Raw genomic sequence first — 15,885 nt, forward strand, 5'->3', positions numbered from 1 at the left:
GGCTGATGACCGCTCAGCTCGACGAAGAGTCGTCCGGTCCGGTGAACCCGCTGCGGGATCCGCAGGATCGGCGGCTCCCCAGGATCGCCGGGCCGTGCAGCCTGGTGATCTTCGGCGTCACCGGTGACCTGGCCCGCAAGAAGCTGATGCCGGCGGTCTACGACCTGGCGAACCGGGGGCTGCTGCCACCCGGTTTCGCCCTGGTCGGGTTCGCCCGTCGCGACTACACCAACCAGGATTTCGCGCAGATCGTGCACGACTCGGTCAAGGAGCACGCCCGGACCCCGTTCCGCGAGGAGGTCTGGCAGCAGCTGGCCGAGGGGTTCCGGTTCGTGCCGGGTGACCTGACCGACGACGCGGCGTTCGAGCGGCTGCGGGAGACCGTGGACGAACTGGACGTGAACCGCGGCACCGGCGGCAACCACGCGTTCTACCTGTCCATCCCGCCCGGCCTGTTCCCGCAGGTCGTGCAGCAACTGTCCGAGCACGGGCTGACCAGGGAGACGCCGGGCTCGTGGCGGCGGGTGGTGATCGAGAAGCCGTTCGGCCACGACCTGAAGAGCGCCCGTGAGCTGAACCAGGTGGTCGAGTCGGTGTTCCCGCCCGAGGCGGTCTTCCGGATCGACCACTACCTGGGCAAGGAGACCGTCCAGAACATGCTGGCGCTGCGGTTCGCCAACTCCATGTTCGAGCCGGTCTGGAACAGCCACTACGTCGACCACGTCCAGATCACCATGGCCGAGGACATCGGCATCGGCGGCCGGGCCGGGTACTACGACGGCATCGGTGCGGCCCGCGACGTGATCCAGAACCACCTGCTCCAACTGCTCGCGCTGGTCGCGATGGAGGAGCCGGTGAGCTTCGACGCGTGGTCGCTGCGGCAGGAGAAGAAGAAGGTGCTCGCCGCGGTGAAGCTGCCCGAGCGCCTCGACCTGCACACCGCCCGCGGTCAGTACGCGGCCGGCTGGGCCGGCGGCACCAAGGTGAAGGGCTACCTGCAGGAGGACGGCATCCCGGCGTCGTCGGCGACGGAGACCTTCGCGGCGCTCCGGGTCGACGTCGACACCCGCCGCTGGGCCGGCGTCCCGTTCTACCTGCGCACCGGCAAGCGGCTCGGCCGCCGGGTGACCGAGGTCGCGGTGATGTTCAAGCGCGCTCCGCACCTGCCGTTCACCAAGACCGAGACCGAGGAGCTGGGCCAGAACGCACTGGTCCTGCGGATCCAGCCGGACGAGGGCATCACGATGCGCTTCGGCGCCAAGGTGCCCGGCACGATGATGGAGATCCGCGACGTGAACATGGACTTCCAGTACGGCGGTTCGTTCACGGAGTCCTCGCCCGAGGCCTACGAGCGGCTCATCCTCGACGTACTGCTCGGCGACCCGCCGCTGTTCCCGCAGCACACCGAGGTCGAGCTGGGCTGGAAGATCCTCGACCCGGTGATCGGGTACTGGGCCGAGCACGGCAAGCCGGAGCAGTACGCGTCCGGCGACTGGGGCCCGGCCTCCGCGCACGAGATGCTCGCCCGCGACGGACGCGCCTGGAGGCGGCCATGATCATCGACCTCACCGGTACGACGTCGAGCGAGATCGCGTCGGCACTGCTCAAGGCACGCCGGAACGCGGGCTCGCCGGCCATGGGCATGGTCGGCACCATCGTGGTGGTCGTCGACGAGGCGTCCCACCACGACGCGATGAAGGCCGCGAACGAGGCCGGTCGCGAGCACCCGTCCCGCGTCCTGGTCGCGATCCTGCGGCCCGGCCGGGGTGCCCCCGGGCTCGATGCCGAAGTGCGGGTGGGTGAAGGCATTCCCGGCGAGGCGGTGCTGCTTCGGCTGCACGGTGAGCTGGCCAAGGTGCCCGAGTCCGTGGTCACCCCGCTGCTGCTGCCCGACTCCCCTGTCATCGTCTGGTGGCCGGGCGGCGGGCCGAAGGTCCCCGCCGACGACCCGCTGGGCAAGCTGGGCCGTCGCCGCGTCACCGATGCGGCCGCGACCCGGCGGGCGTCGGTCGACTTCTCGGCGCGGGCCGAGGGCTACGAGCCGGGCGACACCGACTTCGCGTGGTCGCGGCTGACGCCGTGGCGTGCGCTGATGGCGGCCGCGCTGGATCAGTACCCGACCAAGGTGAGCGCGGCCGAGGTCGTGTCCGCCAAGGGCAATCCGAGTGCAGATCTGATGGCCGCGTGGCTGCAGAGCCGGCTCGGCGTTCCGGTCGAGCAGAAGAACTCGCGCGGACCAGGTGTGACCGCGGTGCGCATGTTCACGCCGGCCGGACCGATCGCACTGACCCGGCCGGATGGCGCGGTGGCGACGTTCAGCATCCCCGGCCAGCCGGACCGGCCGGTCGCGTTGAAGCGCCGTACGACCTCCGAGCTGCTGAGTGAGGAACTGCGGCGGCTCGACCCGGACGATGTGTACGCGCAGACGCTCGGGTGCCTGGTCGAGCGGGAGTCGATGCCGGAGGACGTCAAGAAGGTCGGCGCCGTTCAGCGGAAGACGGCGGCGGAGCGAGCGTCTGCCGCTGCGAAGAAGGCGACGGTGGCGAGTACCCCGGTACAGGAGACGGCGGCGAAGAAGTCCTTTGCGAGGAAGGCGACAGCGAAGAAGTCTGCCGGTACGTCGGCCGCTGCCGGCGCTGCCAAGAAGGCCGTTGCCAAGAAGACAGCGGCCAAGAAGACGGCTGCCGTGAAGAAGTCGCCGGCCAGGAAGACTGCTGCGAAGAAGGGCACGGGCAAGAGGGTGGCGGGGCGCTCATGAGCGCTCCGTCCGTCCTGGTGAACCGTGACGCCGAGGGGCTGGCACATGCCGTCGCGGCGCGGTTCATCACCCGTCTCGTCGATGTCCAGAGCAGTGGCCGGGTCGCCCAGGTCGTGTTGACCGGCGGCCGGGTCGCAGCGGTCGTGTACCGCGCGGTGGCCGAGTCTCCCGCCCGGCATGCGATCGACTGGCGGCGGGTCGAGTTCTGGTGGGGCGACGAGCGGTTCCTGCCGGACGGCGACCCGGAGCGCAACGAGACGCAGAACCGCGAGGCGCTGCTCTCCCGCGTGGACGTGGATCCGGCCCGGATCCACCCCATGCCGGCCGATGCCGGCCAGGGCGCGGAGGCCGCGGCAGCTGCCTACGCCGCCGAGCTGAAGGCCGCGATGGGTTCCGGCGATCAGGACGGCGTACCGACGTTCGACGTACTGATGCTCGGCGTCGGACCCGATGGACACGTGGCGTCGCTCTTCCCCGGGTTCGCCCAGCTGAAGGTCTCCGACGTCGCGGCCGTTGCCGTCCACGACTCGCCCAAGCCGCCGCCGACCCGCGTCTCGCTGACGCTCCCGGCGCTCGACCGGGCCCACGAGGTGTGGTTCGTGGTGTCGGGCGACGACAAGGCTCACGCGGTTGGTCAGGCGTTGAGCGGCGGCGACGTACCCGCGGCGCAGCCGAAAGGCCTGGACCGCACGCTGTGGCTGGTCGACGAGGCCGCCGCGCAGGAGCTTCCGGGGTCATGACGACGTTCCGCGAGCTGCATGCCGGCCGCTTCGTGATGCCGAACGCCTGGGATGCCGGGAGTGCGGTGCTGCTGACCGAGGCCGGGTTTCCGGCGATCGCGACAACGAGTGCCGGGATCGCGTTCTCGATGGCGAAGGGCGATCACACGCTGCCCGACGGCGCGCCGGCCGTGTCGCGGGACGCCATGTTCGAGCGGATGCGGGAGATCACCGCGGCGAGCGCGGTACCGGTGAACGGGGATCTCGAGGACGGGTACGGCGCTGAGCCGGCCAAGGTCGCGGAGACGATCACGCTGGCCCGCCAGATCGGGCTGGCCGGCGGGAACATCGAGGACTTCGACGGACGCGAGCTGTACGACGTCGAGCTGGCGGTGGAGCGGATCGTCGCGGCCCGCGAGGCGGCCGGCCCGGACTTCGTGCTCACGGCGCGCACCGACGGGCAGATGCTGCGTACGCCGACCTCGTTGAGCGACTCGATCGACCGTGCCAACCGCTTCCGGGCAGCCGGCGCCGACTGCCTGTACGTGCCGGGCGTGAACGACCTCGACCCGATCCGCACCTTGGTGCGCGAGATCGACGGTCCGGTCAACGTCGTGATCGGTCTGGGGACGTCGACCCTGACCGTCGGCGATCTGCAGGACGCCGGCGTCACCCGGATCAGCCTCGGCGGCAGCATCGCCCGCGCTGCCCTCGGTTTCATCCGCCGCAGCGCCCAAGAGCTCGCCACGCAAGGCACCATCACCTTCGCCGCCGACCAGATCCCCCAGGCCGAACTCAACCAGCTCTTCGCGAATCACCCCGGGTGAACTGACCCGAAGGCGGCTTCCAGCGGTGGGAACATCGCTCGTACGTCGCCGCCGGTGACCCAGATGCCGATGGCCAAGGCGGCAGTTGCCTCCAGCAACTTCGCACGGGCGAGTCCGCCTGCTTGCACGGGCTCGCAACCGAGTGCTCGGACCAGTCGGCCGACCTGCGCCAGCGCGGTTGGGTCGTCGCCACACAGGGGCACGGCCAGGTCCTCGGGTGGGTGACGCCAGACGGAGTCTGCGGCCAGGTTGAAGGCCTTGACGACGTGGGCGTGTGGGACAGCTCGAGCGAGGCGCTCGGCCGTGGCTGACTCGGCGAGTGTGAAGTTCTGCTGGTCGATCGCGTTGGTGCAGTCGATCAGGATCCGGCCCGGTGGGACGTCCAGCTCGCCGACCGCGTCCACGGCAACCTCCGCGGGCAGTGCCAGCAACAGGACGTCCCCGAAGGTCGTTGCCTCCTGCAAAGTTCCGGCTTGGCCGCCGATACGCCTCGCCAGCTCGCCCGCGCGGCCGGGGTCGCGGCCACCGATCATCACCTCGTGTTCTCGAGCCCACCGCCCGGCCAGCGCCTCGGCCATCAACCCGTTGCCCAGTGTTCCAATTCGCATGCGGCCGACGGTAGACGTTTCGTTGCACACCTTCCGGTGCGCAACGAGCAAGGCAGAATGGGGCCGTGACGTTCTTCGCCGACTGCCAGGCACGCGTCGCCGCCGAGCTGCTCAGCGGACGCTGGCCGATGGTCGTCCTCTACGCGCTGTCCCACGGTCCCGCCCGTCCCGGCGAGCTCCGGCAGCAGATCGGCGGCATCAGCCAGAAGGTCCTGACCGAGACGCTGCGCCGCCTGGAACACAACGGCCTCGTCCAGCGCCATCGGTACGCCGAGGCGCCGCCGCGGGTCGAGTACTCGCTCACCAAGCCCGGTGAGGACCTCCTGGTTCCGATCCGCGCACTCGGTGACTGGGCGGCGGCGTACGCGGACCGGATACCGACCGGAAGGAAACCGTAAGACTGCTCGGGCACAGTGCTGGTGTCAGGTCGATCCAGCCAGGAGGTCCGCTCATGTTCACGCTCACCCAGACTGTCGACGCACCGCCCACCGAGGTGGCCCGGGCCTTCACCGAACCCGAGCCGTTCGCCGCGTGGTTCGTGGCGGACGGCTTCACCACCCCGGCCGACCGGGTGACCATCGACGCCCGGCCCGGCGGGCTGATCTCGGCTGTCTTCGTCAGCGCCGACGGCTCGAGTGAGGTGCCGTTCACCATCCGCTTCGGCTCGGTGGACCTGCCGCGGCAGGTCGTCCTGTACGTCGACGATCCCGAGGAGGTCACCGTCGAGCTGACGGAGGCCGGTGAGGGACGGACGCGGCTGGACTACCGGAGCACCGGGCTGGCGCCCGAACACGAGAACGAGGTCCGGACCGGTGTGGCACACATGCTCGGATGCCTGGCGACGTACTTCGAGTGATCAGCCTTCAAGTGATCAGCCTGGGTACAGGCCGGGGCGGGCCGGCTCGCCGGGTGAATAGTCCGGTACGTCGCCGTTGGTGGCTCCGAGGAGTCGGCGGGTGAGCGCGTCACGAGACGACAGGAGCTCGTCGACAGCGGCCCTCAGGTGGCTCGAGTCAGGAGCTGCGCCGGACTCGGCAGCCAGCAGGACTGTACGACGGACGAGTTCCTTCATGAAGGAAGCCGTGGTGCCCTCGGTCCGGCTGACCACCTCGTCGACGACGTCCCCGCTGGGTTGCAGGTTCGGGCCGTACAGGCTTAGTAGCCGGGTCCGTCCGTCGGCGTCGGGCAGCGGCACCTCGACGGCCAGATCGACGCGACCAGGGCGCTGCATCAGCGCCGGCTCGAGCAGATCGGCGCGGTTCGTGGTCAGCAGGAAGGCGACGTCGGCGTCCTCGGCCAGCCCGTCCATCTCGTTGAGGACCTGGAACAACAGCGGATTCTCCATCCCCTTCGTATAGTCGCGGGCCTCAGCCACCAGGTCGCAGTCCTCGAGAACGACAAGCGCCGGCTGCAGCAGCCGTGCCAGGGCACACGCTTCCGAGATGTACCTGATGCTGGTCCCCGCCAGCAGTACGACGGTGAACTCGGGCAACCGCGAGAGCAGGTAACGCACGGTGTGCGTCTTCCCCGTCCCGGGCGGCCCGTAGAGCAACACCCCACGACGCAGGTGCTGACCGGCCGTCAGGAGCGTCTCCCGATGCTCCGCGATCCCGATCACCTCACGCTCGACCCGCTCCAGCACACCGTCCGGCAGGACGACGTCCGTACGAGCGACTCCCGGCCGTGGATGCAGCCGGAACGGACCGACCCCGTGCCCGAAGTCGTGTCCTTCGAACGAGATCACCTTGCCGCGGAACACGTTGTGCTCGCGGATCAGGTCGGGCAGCGCCCCGAGGAAGCGATCGCCGGCCTCCTTCTCGACCGAGAGCACCTCCAGGTCGACCGACATCCGCCCGTACTGCGGGTTCGCCGCGCGCAACAGAGCGACGTACCGATCGGGGCCCTCGACGCCGAGGTAGAAGCCGAATGCGACGCAGTCCATCTCCTCGTCGACGTCGATCTGCAGCCGCTGGTAGTCGACCGCGCCGATCCCGAACCGGTCGTACTCGGCCAGCTCGAGCAACTCACCGAGGGTGTGGTGCCCACGGTTCGACCCGGCCAGCCCGAGCACCTCGAACTCGTCGAACCATGCCTCGACCGCGCGCTGCACGTTCGGCAGGTCGTACGGCGCGAAGCTCGCCGTGACCACCGGCACCTGCTCGGGATCGATGCCCAGATGGGCGCGTAACCGGTCCCGCAGGCTCTCCCGGCCGACCGGGCCGCTGTGCTGCATCCGCTCCAGGAACCGCGTGAACAGGCGCGCGAACTCGTCCACCCCGTCGTCTTCCGGCATGCCGCCGTACCCCCTTCGTGGTCCATTCCCCGGCCCGATCCGGAGGCCCCTCCGCAACGCGGATAAGATCTCCACCATGACAGATTCCGAGTCCATCGACCGTCCGTACGCCGCCTTCCCGGTACGGATCGGCGTCCAGGTCCAGCCCCAGCACGCGCAGTACGCCGACATCCGGCGGACTGTCGCGGCGGCGGAGGAGATCGGCGTCGACGTGGCGTTCAACTGGGACCACTTCTACCCGCTGTCGGGTGAGCCGGAGGGTCTGCACTTCGAGTGCTGGACCATGCTGGCCGCCTGGGCCGAGGCGACCGAGCGGATCGAGTTCGGCGCCCTGGTCACCTGCAACTCCTACCGCAACCCCGACCTGCTCGCCGACATGGCCCGCACGGTCGACCACATCAGCGACGGCCGGCTCATCTTCGGCATCGGCTCGGGCTGGTTCGAGAAGGACTACGACGAGTACGGCTACGAGTTCGGTACCGCGGGCGGCCGGCTCGACGCGCTCGGCGAGGCGCTGCCGCGGATCGAGCAGCGATGGTCCAAGCTGAACCCGAAGCCGACCCGCGACATCCCGGTGCTGATCGGCGGTGGCGGCGAGAAGAAGACGCTGAAGCTGGTCGCGAAGCACGCCAACATCTGGCACGGCTTCGGTGACGCCGAGACGCTCGCGCACAAGCACGCCGTACTGGACGAGCACTGCAAGACGATCGGCCGCGACCCGGGCGAGATCGAGCGCTCGGCCGCTGTCGGCGACAAGTCGCCCGAGCAGATCGGCAAGTCCCTGCTGGACGTCGGCACTCGCCTGTTCACCGTCTCGACCTCCGGCCCGGACTACGACCTGGGTCTGCTGCGCGAGTGGGTCGCCTGGCGGGACGAGCTGAACGCGAAGTAGTCCCTGCCGGCGCAGGTGGTCGCATCCTCGGCCACCTGGGCCGGAGCAGGCAGCTAGGATTTCCCGCATGTCTACGTTGCCTGCGAACGGTTCGGTGCGACCCATCACCCGGTGGGGCGAGGACGTCATGCACCGGGTCAACCAGCCCGTGACCGACTTCGGTGACGACCTGCAGACGCTCGTCGCCGACATGGTCGCGACGATGCGCGCGGCCGACGGCGTCGGCCTGGCCGCGAATCAGGTCGGCGTGGATCTGCAGCTGTTCGTGTTCGACTGCCCGGACAAGGACGGCAACCACGTCCAAGGCGTCGTCTGCAACCCGGTGGTCGAGGTCCCCGAGGGCAAGGACCGCAGCCTGGACGAGGGTGAGGAGGGCTGCCTGTCGCTGCCGGGTGCCTTCACCAAGTGCGCCCGCCCGGACTTCGCCCGCGTCACCGGCGTCGACCAGCACGGCGAGCCAGTCAGCTTCGAGGGCGACGGCCTGCTGGCGCGCTGCCTGCAGCACGAGACCGACCACACCCAGGGCACCGTCTTCGGCGACCGGCTGTCCCGCAAGTACCGCAAGCGCCTGTTCGGCGAGGCCGAGGAGCTCGCGCCGGACTACCCGTCGGACTGGCCGGTCTCCCCGATGATCGAGCACGATGAGCACCACCAGGAATCCCAGGCCACCTGAGGTCTACCAGCGGGCCTTCGGGAGATCCGCAAGGATCGCGTCGACCGACTGCTCCGGGGTCTGGTCACTGGTGTCGAGCCACAGACCCCGGCGCGGCATCGCGTCCAGATCCTTCTGCAAAGCCCGGACCGCGTCCTCGAGCGTGCCGCCAGGTTCCTGCCAGTCGCGGTAGGAGTTGTTGCCTCCTCGCGCGATCTCCCGTTCGACGATCGACTCCATCGATGGATAGAGCACGACCAGGTACGTCTCCACGCCGCGCAACCCGGCGAACCACCTCTCGACGTGCTCCCCGATGACGATGTCGCTGCAGACGAAGTCGAACCCGGCGTCGGCGTAGTGCTGCGCCACGAGTGCCGAGGCGTCGTACCGCAACTCCAGTTGGCGGACCGCCTCGGCCGACGGCTCCGGCGTCATCACCTCGGCGCCCGCGACGACCGCCTTGTAGAAGACGTCTCCGTCGAGCGTCGCCGCCGGCGGCCCGAGCCGCGCGGCGAGCAGCGGCGCGATGGTGGACTTCCCCGCAGCCTGCATCCCCGTGATGAGTACTACTTTCGGCATGCCTGCCAAGCCTCCGCGGTCATCGTGTAGACAGTGGCACGAAACGGTACGCCGTCCTCCTCGAGCTCCACCTCGTGGTCGAAGGTCATGCCGAGCCGGCGCATGACGGCGATGCTACGGAGGTTCGGCGAATCGGTCACGGCAATAATCCTGGGTAGCTCCAGCGCCGTGAAACCGTGCTCAAGCCAGGAGGCCGCGGCCTCGGTCGCGTAGCCGTGACCCCAGTACTCCCGGGCCAGTCGCCAGCCGATCTCCAGATCGTCCGGATACCACTGCTCCCGGGTGAGACCGCAGGCCCCGAGGAACGCGCCGTCGGAACGTCGTTCGACCGCGAGGAACCCGTACCCGTCGGAGGCGTACCGCTCGTTGACCGCGGAGGCGATCTGGTCACACTCGTCCCGGCTCAGCGGCCCGCCGAGATAGGTCAGCACCTCCGGGTCCACGTTGAGCGCGGCCCACGGCTCCAGATCCTCTTCGCGGAACGGACGCAGCACCAGGCGTTCCGTCGTACGCATGGCTCCCCCTAAGACATGGGTCGCGTGGCATAGAAGGCGACCGCTGCTGAGCTTGCCACGTTCAGCGAGTCGACGCCGCCTGCCATCGGGATGCGTACCGCCAGATCTGCCTTTTCGAGCACGTGCGGCTTGAGGCCGTGTCCTTCGGTGCCGAAGATCAGCGCGAGCCGTTCGTCGTTCCGGGCGACCAGGTCGTCCAGCGTGATCGAGTCGTCGGTCAGTGCGAACGCGGCTGCGACGAAGCCGCGCTCCTGCAGTTGGGTGAGGTCGCCGGGCCAGGACTCCAGCCGGGTCCACGGCACCTGGAAGACGGTTCCCATCGACACCTTGATCGACCGGCGGTACAGCGGGTCGGCACAGGTCGGGGTCACCAGCACAAGCTCGACGCCCATCGCGGCGGCCGCACGGAAGCCCGCACCGACGTTCGTGTGATCCACGATGTCGTCGAAGATCGCGATCCTTCTGATGTCCTGGTTGAGCAGCTGTTGGAGTGGCACCCGCGGCCGGCGACGGTACGACGCGAGTGCGCCGCGGTGAACGTGGAACCCGGTGACCTGCTCGGCCAGCTCTTCCGAGACGACGTACACCGGCACGTCAGGCCACTGTGCGAGGACGTCGGCCAGCGAGTCCAGCCAGCGCGGCGCGAGCAGGAACGACCGCGGCTCGTACCCGGCGTCCGCGGCCCGGCGGATCACCTTGTCGCCCTCGGCGATGAACAGCCCGTGCTCCTCCTCCAACAGGCGGCGCAACGTCACCTCCCGCAGCCTGACGTAGTCCGCCAGCCGCGGGTCAGCCGGATCGTCCAGCGGGACCTGTGGGCTCATGTGGTCCCAGGCGACCAGGTGCCGCCGCCGCGTGCCTGCGCAGCGATGTCGACGACGTTGCCGATGACAACGATCGCGGGGGCGCCGACACCGGCTTCGGCCATCGTTGCGGCGATTCCGGCCAGGTCGGACGTCACCATCCGCTGACCCGGAAGGGTGCCATCGGCAATGGCCGCGGCCGGGGTGTCAGCGGTGCGGCCGGCGGCGATCAGACGCTCTGTGATCGCGGGCAGGTTCTCGACCGCCATCAGCAGCACGAGCGTGCCGGACAGCTGCGCCAGCGCGTCCCAGTTGATCAGTGAGTCCGGGTGCGACGGCGGGATGTGGCCTGACACAACTGTGAATTCGTGGGTGACCCCGCGATGCGTCACCGGTATGCCGGACACGGCCGGCACCGAGATCGAGCTGGTGATCCCCGGCACGACCGTCCACGGGACGCCGGCCTCGGCACAGGCCAGCGCTTCCTCGAAGCCGCGGCCGAAGACGTACGGGTCGCCGCCCTTCAGCCGTACGACGACCTTTCCCTGCTGACCGCGGTCGACCAGGATCCGGTTGATCTCCTCCTGCTGGGCCGCCCGGCCGCGCGGGAGCTTGGCCGCGTCGAACAGCTCGACATCCGGAGGCAACTCGTCCAGCAGCTGCTGCGGTGCGAGCCGGTCCGCGACGACCACGTCCGCCTCGGCCAGCAACCGCCGTCCGCGCACCGTGATCAGGTCCGGGTCGCCCGGTCCCCCGCCGACCAGGTACACGCCAGGGCGCTTGCCGGTCTCGCGTGCACCCAGCTCCCCTGTCCGAAGACCTTCCAGGATGGCGTCGCGGACCGCGGCCGAACGGCGGTGATCGCCGCCGCCGAGTACGCCGATGGTCACGTTGTCGTGCTGGCCCGATGCCGGCGTCCACGCGGTTGCCCGGGATCGGTCGTCGGACCGTACGCAGAAGATCCGGCGTTCCTCGGCCTCCTCCGACACCTGGTCGTTGACCGCGGTGTCGTCGGTGGCCACGACGACGTACCAGGATCCGTCCAGGTCGCCGTACTGATAGCCGCGTTCGGTCCAGGACAGGGACGGGTTGGAGAGCAGTCCCTCGATGGTGGGGGTGATCGACGGCGAGATCAGGTCGATCCGGGCGCCGGACTCGAGCAGGCGCGGGAGCCGCCGCTGCGCGACACCTCCGCCACCGACGACGACCACGCGTCGTCCCGCCAGCACGAGGCCGGACAGGTACTGATCGGTCACGAGCTGATCCCCGCGGACTCGAAGGTCGCCATCTCGGCGAGCGCCCGGACCGCGCAGGTCAGGATCGGGTACGCGAGCACCGCGCCGGTACCCTCACCGAGCCTGAGATCCAGGTCGACCAGCGGCTGGAGACCGAGCGTCTTCAACGCGACCGCGTGCCCCGGCTCCGCCGAGCGGTGCCCGGCGACGCAGTAGTCGATCACTGCCGGGTGGAGCGCCTGGGCGACGAGCGCCGCGGCACCCGCGATCACGCCGTCGAGGATGACCGGCACCTTGTTGGCCGCTGCGCCGAGGAGATATCCGGCCAGCGCTGCGTGCTCCAGACCGCCGTACGCCTGGAGCGCTCTGAGCGGCTCGGTCGCCGGTACGTCGTGCATCGCGAGGGCGGCCTGGACGATCGCGGTCTTGTGGGCCAGCGTGGCGTCGTCGATGCCGGTGCCCCGGCCGGTCACCACGTCCGCGGTCGAGCCGGTGAAGGTCGCGATCAGGGCGGCACTCGCGGTCGTGTTGGCGATGCCCATGTCGCCGGTGAGCAGGCACCGGTAGCCATCCTGGATGAGCCGATCCGCCAGGTCGAAGCCGACGGCGATCGCGGCGCGCACCTCGTCCTCGGTGAGGGCTGCCTCGGCGGACAGATCACGCGTCCCCGGCCGCACCTTGGCGTGGATGATGTCCAGCTGGTCCACCGGGGTCGCAACGCCGACGTCGACGACCCGGACATCGACCCGGTTGTTGGCCGCGAAGGCGTTCACCGCGGCGCCGCCGGCGGCGAAGTTCGCCAGCATCGCGGCGGTCACCTCCTGCGGCCAGGGCGACACCCCCTGTGCGTGTACGCCGTGATCCGCGGCGAACACCGTCACCACGGCCGGCGCGGGCACCTCGGGCGGGCAGCTACCGGTCATCCCGGCGACGCGGACAGACAGCTCCTCCAGCACTCCGAGCGAGCCGGCCGGCTTCGTCAGCTGCGACTGACGCTCCGCGGCAGCCCGCATCGCCGCACCATCCGCCGGCCCGATCCGACCCAGGTACTCCTCCACCGCGCTCCTCCAGTCCACCACGCCCCTCCCGCCCGGTTGGGCGGGTCGAGTCCGATCTTCGCATCCCCCGACCTATGCCCCGGTCCGGACCAGCGTGATGTGGACAGTAATGTCGGAATCACCACACCTTGCGAGATCCCGGAGGATCACAGATGTCGCTCGATCGTCCCGTTGCCCCGGACCCGTACGAACTGCTCCCGCAGGCCGGTACCTTCACCGTCACCAGCACCGACGTCGCCGACAACGAACAGCTGGCCGAAGACCACGCGTTCGCCGGTGGCAACAAGTCGCCGCAGCTGAGCTGGTCCGGGTTCCCGGCGGAGACCAAGGGTTTCGTCGTCACCTGCTACGACCCGGACGCGCCGGTCGTGTCCGGCTTCTGGCACTGGGTCCTGGTCAACCTGCCCGCGACCGTGACCGAGCTCCCCACCGGCGCCGGCACCCCCGAACGCCTCGACAACGGCGCCTTCCACGTCCGCAGCGACTTCGGCACCAAGTCCTTCGGCGGCGCAGCCCCGCCCCCCGGTGACCAGGTCCACCGCTACTACTTCGTCGTTCACGCGATGGACGTAGAAGCCCTCGACGTAGACAGCGACGCCTCCCCCGCCGTGGTCGGCTTCAACCTCGCCTTCCACACCCTGGCCCGAGCCATCATCACCCCCACCTACAAGATCGCCGAGTAACCCACCACACCCCACCAGGGAGTCGCCTCCCCAAGGCGACTCCCCACCGGCGTACTGCTCGGTGGGGGTTAGGACGCGGTGGGGTCGAGGTGGCAGAGGGGGGTCTGGGGGTTGGGGTCCTGCTGTCGGGTTCGGTGGCCGAGTGCGGTGAAGGCGGTCAGGAGCAGGGTCAGGGTCGTGGCCGCGGCGGCTACGGTGACGCAGGTTATGAAGCCGGTGTTGAGATTGGTCGTGGTGCCTAGGAGGGGGCCGAAGGTGGCTATGCCGATCGCGGCGCCTAGTTGGCGGGACGTGTTGAAAGCGGCGGAGGCTGCGCCGTGGGCAGCTGGTACGACGGCGGCCAGCGACTGTGAGGTCATGGTGGGTACTAGCAGGCCCGAACTGAACCCGGCAGGAACCAGCGCGAGTGCCAGCGGCCACAATGCATTCGACGTACTGGTCCAGGCGACGGCGGCGAGGGTGACGGCGAGGACTGCCTGACCTAGGGCGAGTACGCCCCGGCGGCCGAGGCGTTTGGCGAGTGGGGCTGCGCTGATGCTGCCGATCGAGATCAGGCCGGTGAGTGGCAGGAACAGCAGTCCGCTGACCAGTGGGCCGAGTCCGCGGCCTTGCTGCAGCATCAGGCTCATGGCGAACAGCAATCCGTAGAACGCGAAGTTGAACAATGCGCCCTGTACGGCGATGACCACGAAACCGCGATCGGAGTAGACGCCCCGCGGCAGCAGCGGCGTACGCGTGGAGCGCTCGACCCAGACGAAGCCAACCAGCCCGGCCAAGGTCAGGGCGGCTGCGGTCACGACAGGAGGGCTCAGCCAACCCTGGGCGGGCGCCTCGATGAGGGCGAAGACCAGTCCGCCGATCAGGACGGTCGCCGTACCCATGCCTGCCAGGTCCAGGCGCCGACCGGCACTCGCGACGCTAGGCATGAAGCGCAGAGCCCAGATCGCGGCCGGGATGCCGATGACGACGTTCACCGCGAACACAGCGCGCCAGTCGGCGACGGCGACCAGCGCGCCGCCCAGCAGCGGTCCGGCAGCCATGCCAACGCCTCCCGCAGCGGCCCACCAGCCAACGAGACGGTGCCGCATCTGCTCGTCCCGCGCGGTCGCGGTGGCGAGTACCAGCGCGCTCGGCAGGAGCAACGCGGAGCCGGCACCCTGGATCAGCCGGGCGAGGTTGAGCATCAGCATCGACGTCGAGACCGCGCACACCGCGGAGGACGCGGTGAAGATCAGTAGCCCGGCAACGAACGCCCGCTTGGCGCCGAGCGTGTCCGTGATCGCACCAGCGCCGAGCATCACCGCCGCGAACGACAGCGTGTACGCGTTCACAGCCCACTCCAGCTCCGGCCGCGAGGCGTGCAGGTGCTCGGCGAGTTGCGCGAGGGTCAGGTGCACGATCGTGCCGTCGACGAAAACCATGAAGGCGGCGACCAGTGCGAGCACCGTGACACCTCGCCGATGTTCGATAGCCATAGAACTACCCTAGAACAAGTTCGATGCTCATCGAACTCCGGTTCGCGGACCGGACGCCAGGCCTGATGGTGTGGGCACCCGCGTGCCACGATGAACGGGCGGTCGCGACGGGAAGGAGAGTCCGGTGTCGGAGGCTGACGATCCGTACGGCGGTAGGACGCCGACCAGTCATGAGCGGATGTCCGGCCGGCCGTGGGATGCGTCGTACTGGGATGGTCCGGCTCCTTGGGATTTCGGCGGCCCACAGCCGGCTGTTGAGCGGGTCGCAGCGGCAGGCGGGTTTGCCGGCACGGTGCTTGACGCGGGGTGCGGGAGTGGCGAGAACACGCTGGTGATCGCCTCGCTGGGGTTGCCGGTGCTGGGCGTCGATGTCGCTGAGACCGGGTTGACGATGGCGCGCGACAAGGCTGCTGAGCGTGGGATCCCGGCCCAGTTCGCGATGGCTGACGCGTTGCACCTCGAGCGGTTGGGGCGGCGCTTCGAGACGGTGCTGGACTCCGGGCTGTTCCACACGTTCAACACCGAGGAACGGCAGGAGTACGCCGCCAGCCTCGCGACAGCCACGGAATACGGCGGGACGTTGTATGTGCTGTGCTTCGGCGACGAAGGGCCCGACGTCGGGCCGCATCCCGTGAGTCAGGAGGATCTGCGGATGGCGTTCGGCCCGGGCTTCGGTTGGGCCATCGCGTCCATCGTGCCAGAGCGGGTCAGGACGGTGTTCCACGACGAGAACGGCGCTCCGGCCTGGCTCGCGACCGTCAAGCGAAGCGCCGCGTAAACCCGTTGCT

The 15,885-nt window shown here is 69.4% G+C and carries 18 protein-coding genes; 10 read left to right on the forward strand and 8 right to left on the reverse strand.

Annotated features, from left to right (window positions below):
- Positions 1 to 5: 5 nt before the first annotated feature.
- The 4 genes from zwf to AB0I34_RS04650 are packed head-to-tail and all read left to right on the forward strand — an operon-like array spanning position 6 to position 4,304.
- Entirely contained in the window at positions 6 to 1,556 is a 1,551-nt protein-coding gene (zwf, locus tag AB0I34_RS04635; RefSeq protein ID WP_360439358.1) for a glucose-6-phosphate dehydrogenase, read from the forward strand.
- On the forward strand, positions 1,553 to 2,758 hold the full coding sequence (locus tag AB0I34_RS04640) for a glucose-6-phosphate dehydrogenase assembly protein OpcA (RefSeq protein WP_360439361.1): 1,206 nt from the start codon (positions 1,553 to 1,555) through the stop codon (positions 2,756 to 2,758). The genes zwf and AB0I34_RS04640 overlap by 4 nt, the downstream gene beginning before the upstream one ends.
- The gene (gene pgl, locus AB0I34_RS04645) at positions 2,755 to 3,498 is read left to right on the forward strand and encodes a 6-phosphogluconolactonase (protein WP_360439364.1); all 744 of its coding nucleotides are present in this window, start codon (positions 2,755 to 2,757) and stop codon (positions 3,496 to 3,498) included. The genes AB0I34_RS04640 and pgl overlap by 4 nt, the downstream gene beginning before the upstream one ends.
- Positions 3,495 to 4,304, forward strand: a complete 810-nt coding sequence (locus tag AB0I34_RS04650; RefSeq protein ID WP_360439367.1) for an isocitrate lyase/phosphoenolpyruvate mutase family protein — start codon at positions 3,495 to 3,497, stop codon at positions 4,302 to 4,304. The genes pgl and AB0I34_RS04650 overlap by 4 nt, the downstream gene beginning before the upstream one ends.
- Here AB0I34_RS04650 and AB0I34_RS04655 read toward each other — a convergent pair.
- Positions 4,292 to 4,912: an NAD(P)-binding domain-containing protein gene (locus AB0I34_RS04655; protein ID WP_360439370.1), complete on the reverse strand. Its 621-nt coding sequence runs from the start codon at positions 4,910 to 4,912 to the stop codon at positions 4,292 to 4,294. The genes AB0I34_RS04650 and AB0I34_RS04655 overlap by 13 nt on opposite strands.
- 65 nt (positions 4,913 to 4,977) lie before the next feature.
- Between AB0I34_RS04655 and AB0I34_RS04660 the strand changes: the two genes are divergently transcribed.
- Together AB0I34_RS04660 and AB0I34_RS04665 are read left to right on the forward strand one after the other, a co-directional pair.
- Positions 4,978 to 5,310 carry a helix-turn-helix domain-containing protein gene (locus AB0I34_RS04660; RefSeq protein ID WP_360439373.1) on the forward strand — a complete coding sequence of 111 codons (333 nt, stop codon included), beginning with the start codon at positions 4,978 to 4,980 and terminating at the stop codon, positions 5,308 to 5,310.
- A gap of 53 nt (positions 5,311 to 5,363) precedes the next feature.
- Entirely contained in the window at positions 5,364 to 5,768 is a 405-nt protein-coding gene (locus tag AB0I34_RS04665) for an SRPBCC domain-containing protein (RefSeq protein WP_360439376.1), read from the forward strand.
- A gap of 15 nt (positions 5,769 to 5,783) precedes the next feature.
- Here AB0I34_RS04665 and AB0I34_RS04670 read toward each other — a convergent pair whose 3' ends face one another.
- Complete coding sequence (locus tag AB0I34_RS04670) at positions 5,784 to 7,205, reverse strand: ATP-binding protein (protein ID WP_360439379.1); 1,422 nt, start codon at positions 7,203 to 7,205, stop codon at positions 5,784 to 5,786.
- A gap of 76 nt (positions 7,206 to 7,281) precedes the next feature.
- Between AB0I34_RS04670 and AB0I34_RS04675 the strand changes: the two genes are divergently transcribed.
- The gene (locus AB0I34_RS04675) at positions 7,282 to 8,097 is read left to right on the forward strand and encodes an LLM class F420-dependent oxidoreductase (protein WP_360439382.1); all 816 of its coding nucleotides are present in this window, start codon (positions 7,282 to 7,284) and stop codon (positions 8,095 to 8,097) included.
- 67 nt (positions 8,098 to 8,164) lie between these two features.
- Positions 8,165 to 8,770 carry a peptide deformylase gene (gene def / locus AB0I34_RS04680; protein ID WP_360439385.1) on the forward strand — a complete coding sequence of 202 codons (606 nt, stop codon included), beginning with the start codon at positions 8,165 to 8,167 and terminating at the stop codon, positions 8,768 to 8,770.
- A 3-nt stretch (positions 8,771 to 8,773) separates the two neighbouring features.
- On the opposite strand, the gene AB0I34_RS04685 is transcribed toward def, so the two are convergent.
- The 5 genes from AB0I34_RS04685 to cobT are packed head-to-tail and all read right to left on the reverse strand — an operon-like array spanning position 8,774 to position 12,939.
- Positions 8,774 to 9,328 carry an AAA family ATPase gene (locus AB0I34_RS04685; protein WP_360439388.1) on the reverse strand — a complete coding sequence of 185 codons (555 nt, stop codon included), beginning with the start codon at positions 9,326 to 9,328 and terminating at the stop codon, positions 8,774 to 8,776.
- Positions 9,316 to 9,843 (reverse strand): GNAT family N-acetyltransferase, encoded by a 528-nt coding sequence (locus AB0I34_RS04690; protein WP_360439391.1) that lies wholly within the window; start codon positions 9,841 to 9,843, stop codon positions 9,316 to 9,318. Before AB0I34_RS04690 ends, AB0I34_RS04685 begins: the two co-directional genes overlap by 13 nt.
- 8 nt (positions 9,844 to 9,851) lie before the next feature.
- On the reverse strand, positions 9,852 to 10,667 hold the full coding sequence (locus AB0I34_RS04695; protein ID WP_360439394.1) for an RNA methyltransferase: 816 nt from the start codon (positions 10,665 to 10,667) through the stop codon (positions 9,852 to 9,854).
- Positions 10,664 to 11,902: a uroporphyrinogen-III C-methyltransferase gene (cobA, locus tag AB0I34_RS04700; RefSeq protein ID WP_360439397.1), complete on the reverse strand. Its 1,239-nt coding sequence runs from the start codon at positions 11,900 to 11,902 to the stop codon at positions 10,664 to 10,666. Before cobA ends, AB0I34_RS04695 begins: the two co-directional genes overlap by 4 nt.
- Positions 11,899 to 12,939 (reverse strand): nicotinate-nucleotide--dimethylbenzimidazole phosphoribosyltransferase, encoded by a 1,041-nt coding sequence (cobT, locus tag AB0I34_RS04705; protein WP_360439400.1) that lies wholly within the window; start codon positions 12,937 to 12,939, stop codon positions 11,899 to 11,901. The genes cobA and cobT overlap by 4 nt, the downstream gene beginning before the upstream one ends.
- A gap of 152 nt (positions 12,940 to 13,091) precedes the next feature.
- Between cobT and AB0I34_RS04710 the strand changes: the two genes are divergently transcribed.
- The gene (locus AB0I34_RS04710; RefSeq protein WP_360439403.1) at positions 13,092 to 13,622 is read left to right on the forward strand and encodes a YbhB/YbcL family Raf kinase inhibitor-like protein; all 531 of its coding nucleotides are present in this window, start codon (positions 13,092 to 13,094) and stop codon (positions 13,620 to 13,622) included.
- Positions 13,623 to 13,690: 68 nt separating this feature from the next.
- Here AB0I34_RS04710 and AB0I34_RS04715 read toward each other — a convergent pair whose 3' ends face one another.
- Positions 13,691 to 15,097: an MFS transporter gene (locus AB0I34_RS04715; RefSeq protein ID WP_360439406.1), complete on the reverse strand. Its 1,407-nt coding sequence runs from the start codon at positions 15,095 to 15,097 to the stop codon at positions 13,691 to 13,693.
- 124 nt (positions 15,098 to 15,221) lie between these two features.
- Here AB0I34_RS04715 and AB0I34_RS04720 point away from each other — a divergent pair, with 124 nt between their 5' ends.
- On the forward strand, positions 15,222 to 15,875 hold the full coding sequence (locus AB0I34_RS04720) for a class I SAM-dependent methyltransferase (protein ID WP_360439409.1): 654 nt from the start codon (positions 15,222 to 15,224) through the stop codon (positions 15,873 to 15,875).
- Positions 15,876 to 15,885 lie beyond the last annotated feature (10 nt).

This window comes from Kribbella sp. NPDC050281, from assembly GCF_040655855.1.
In the GTDB taxonomy this organism is placed as follows: Bacteria; Actinomycetota; Actinomycetes; order Propionibacteriales; family Kribbellaceae; genus Kribbella.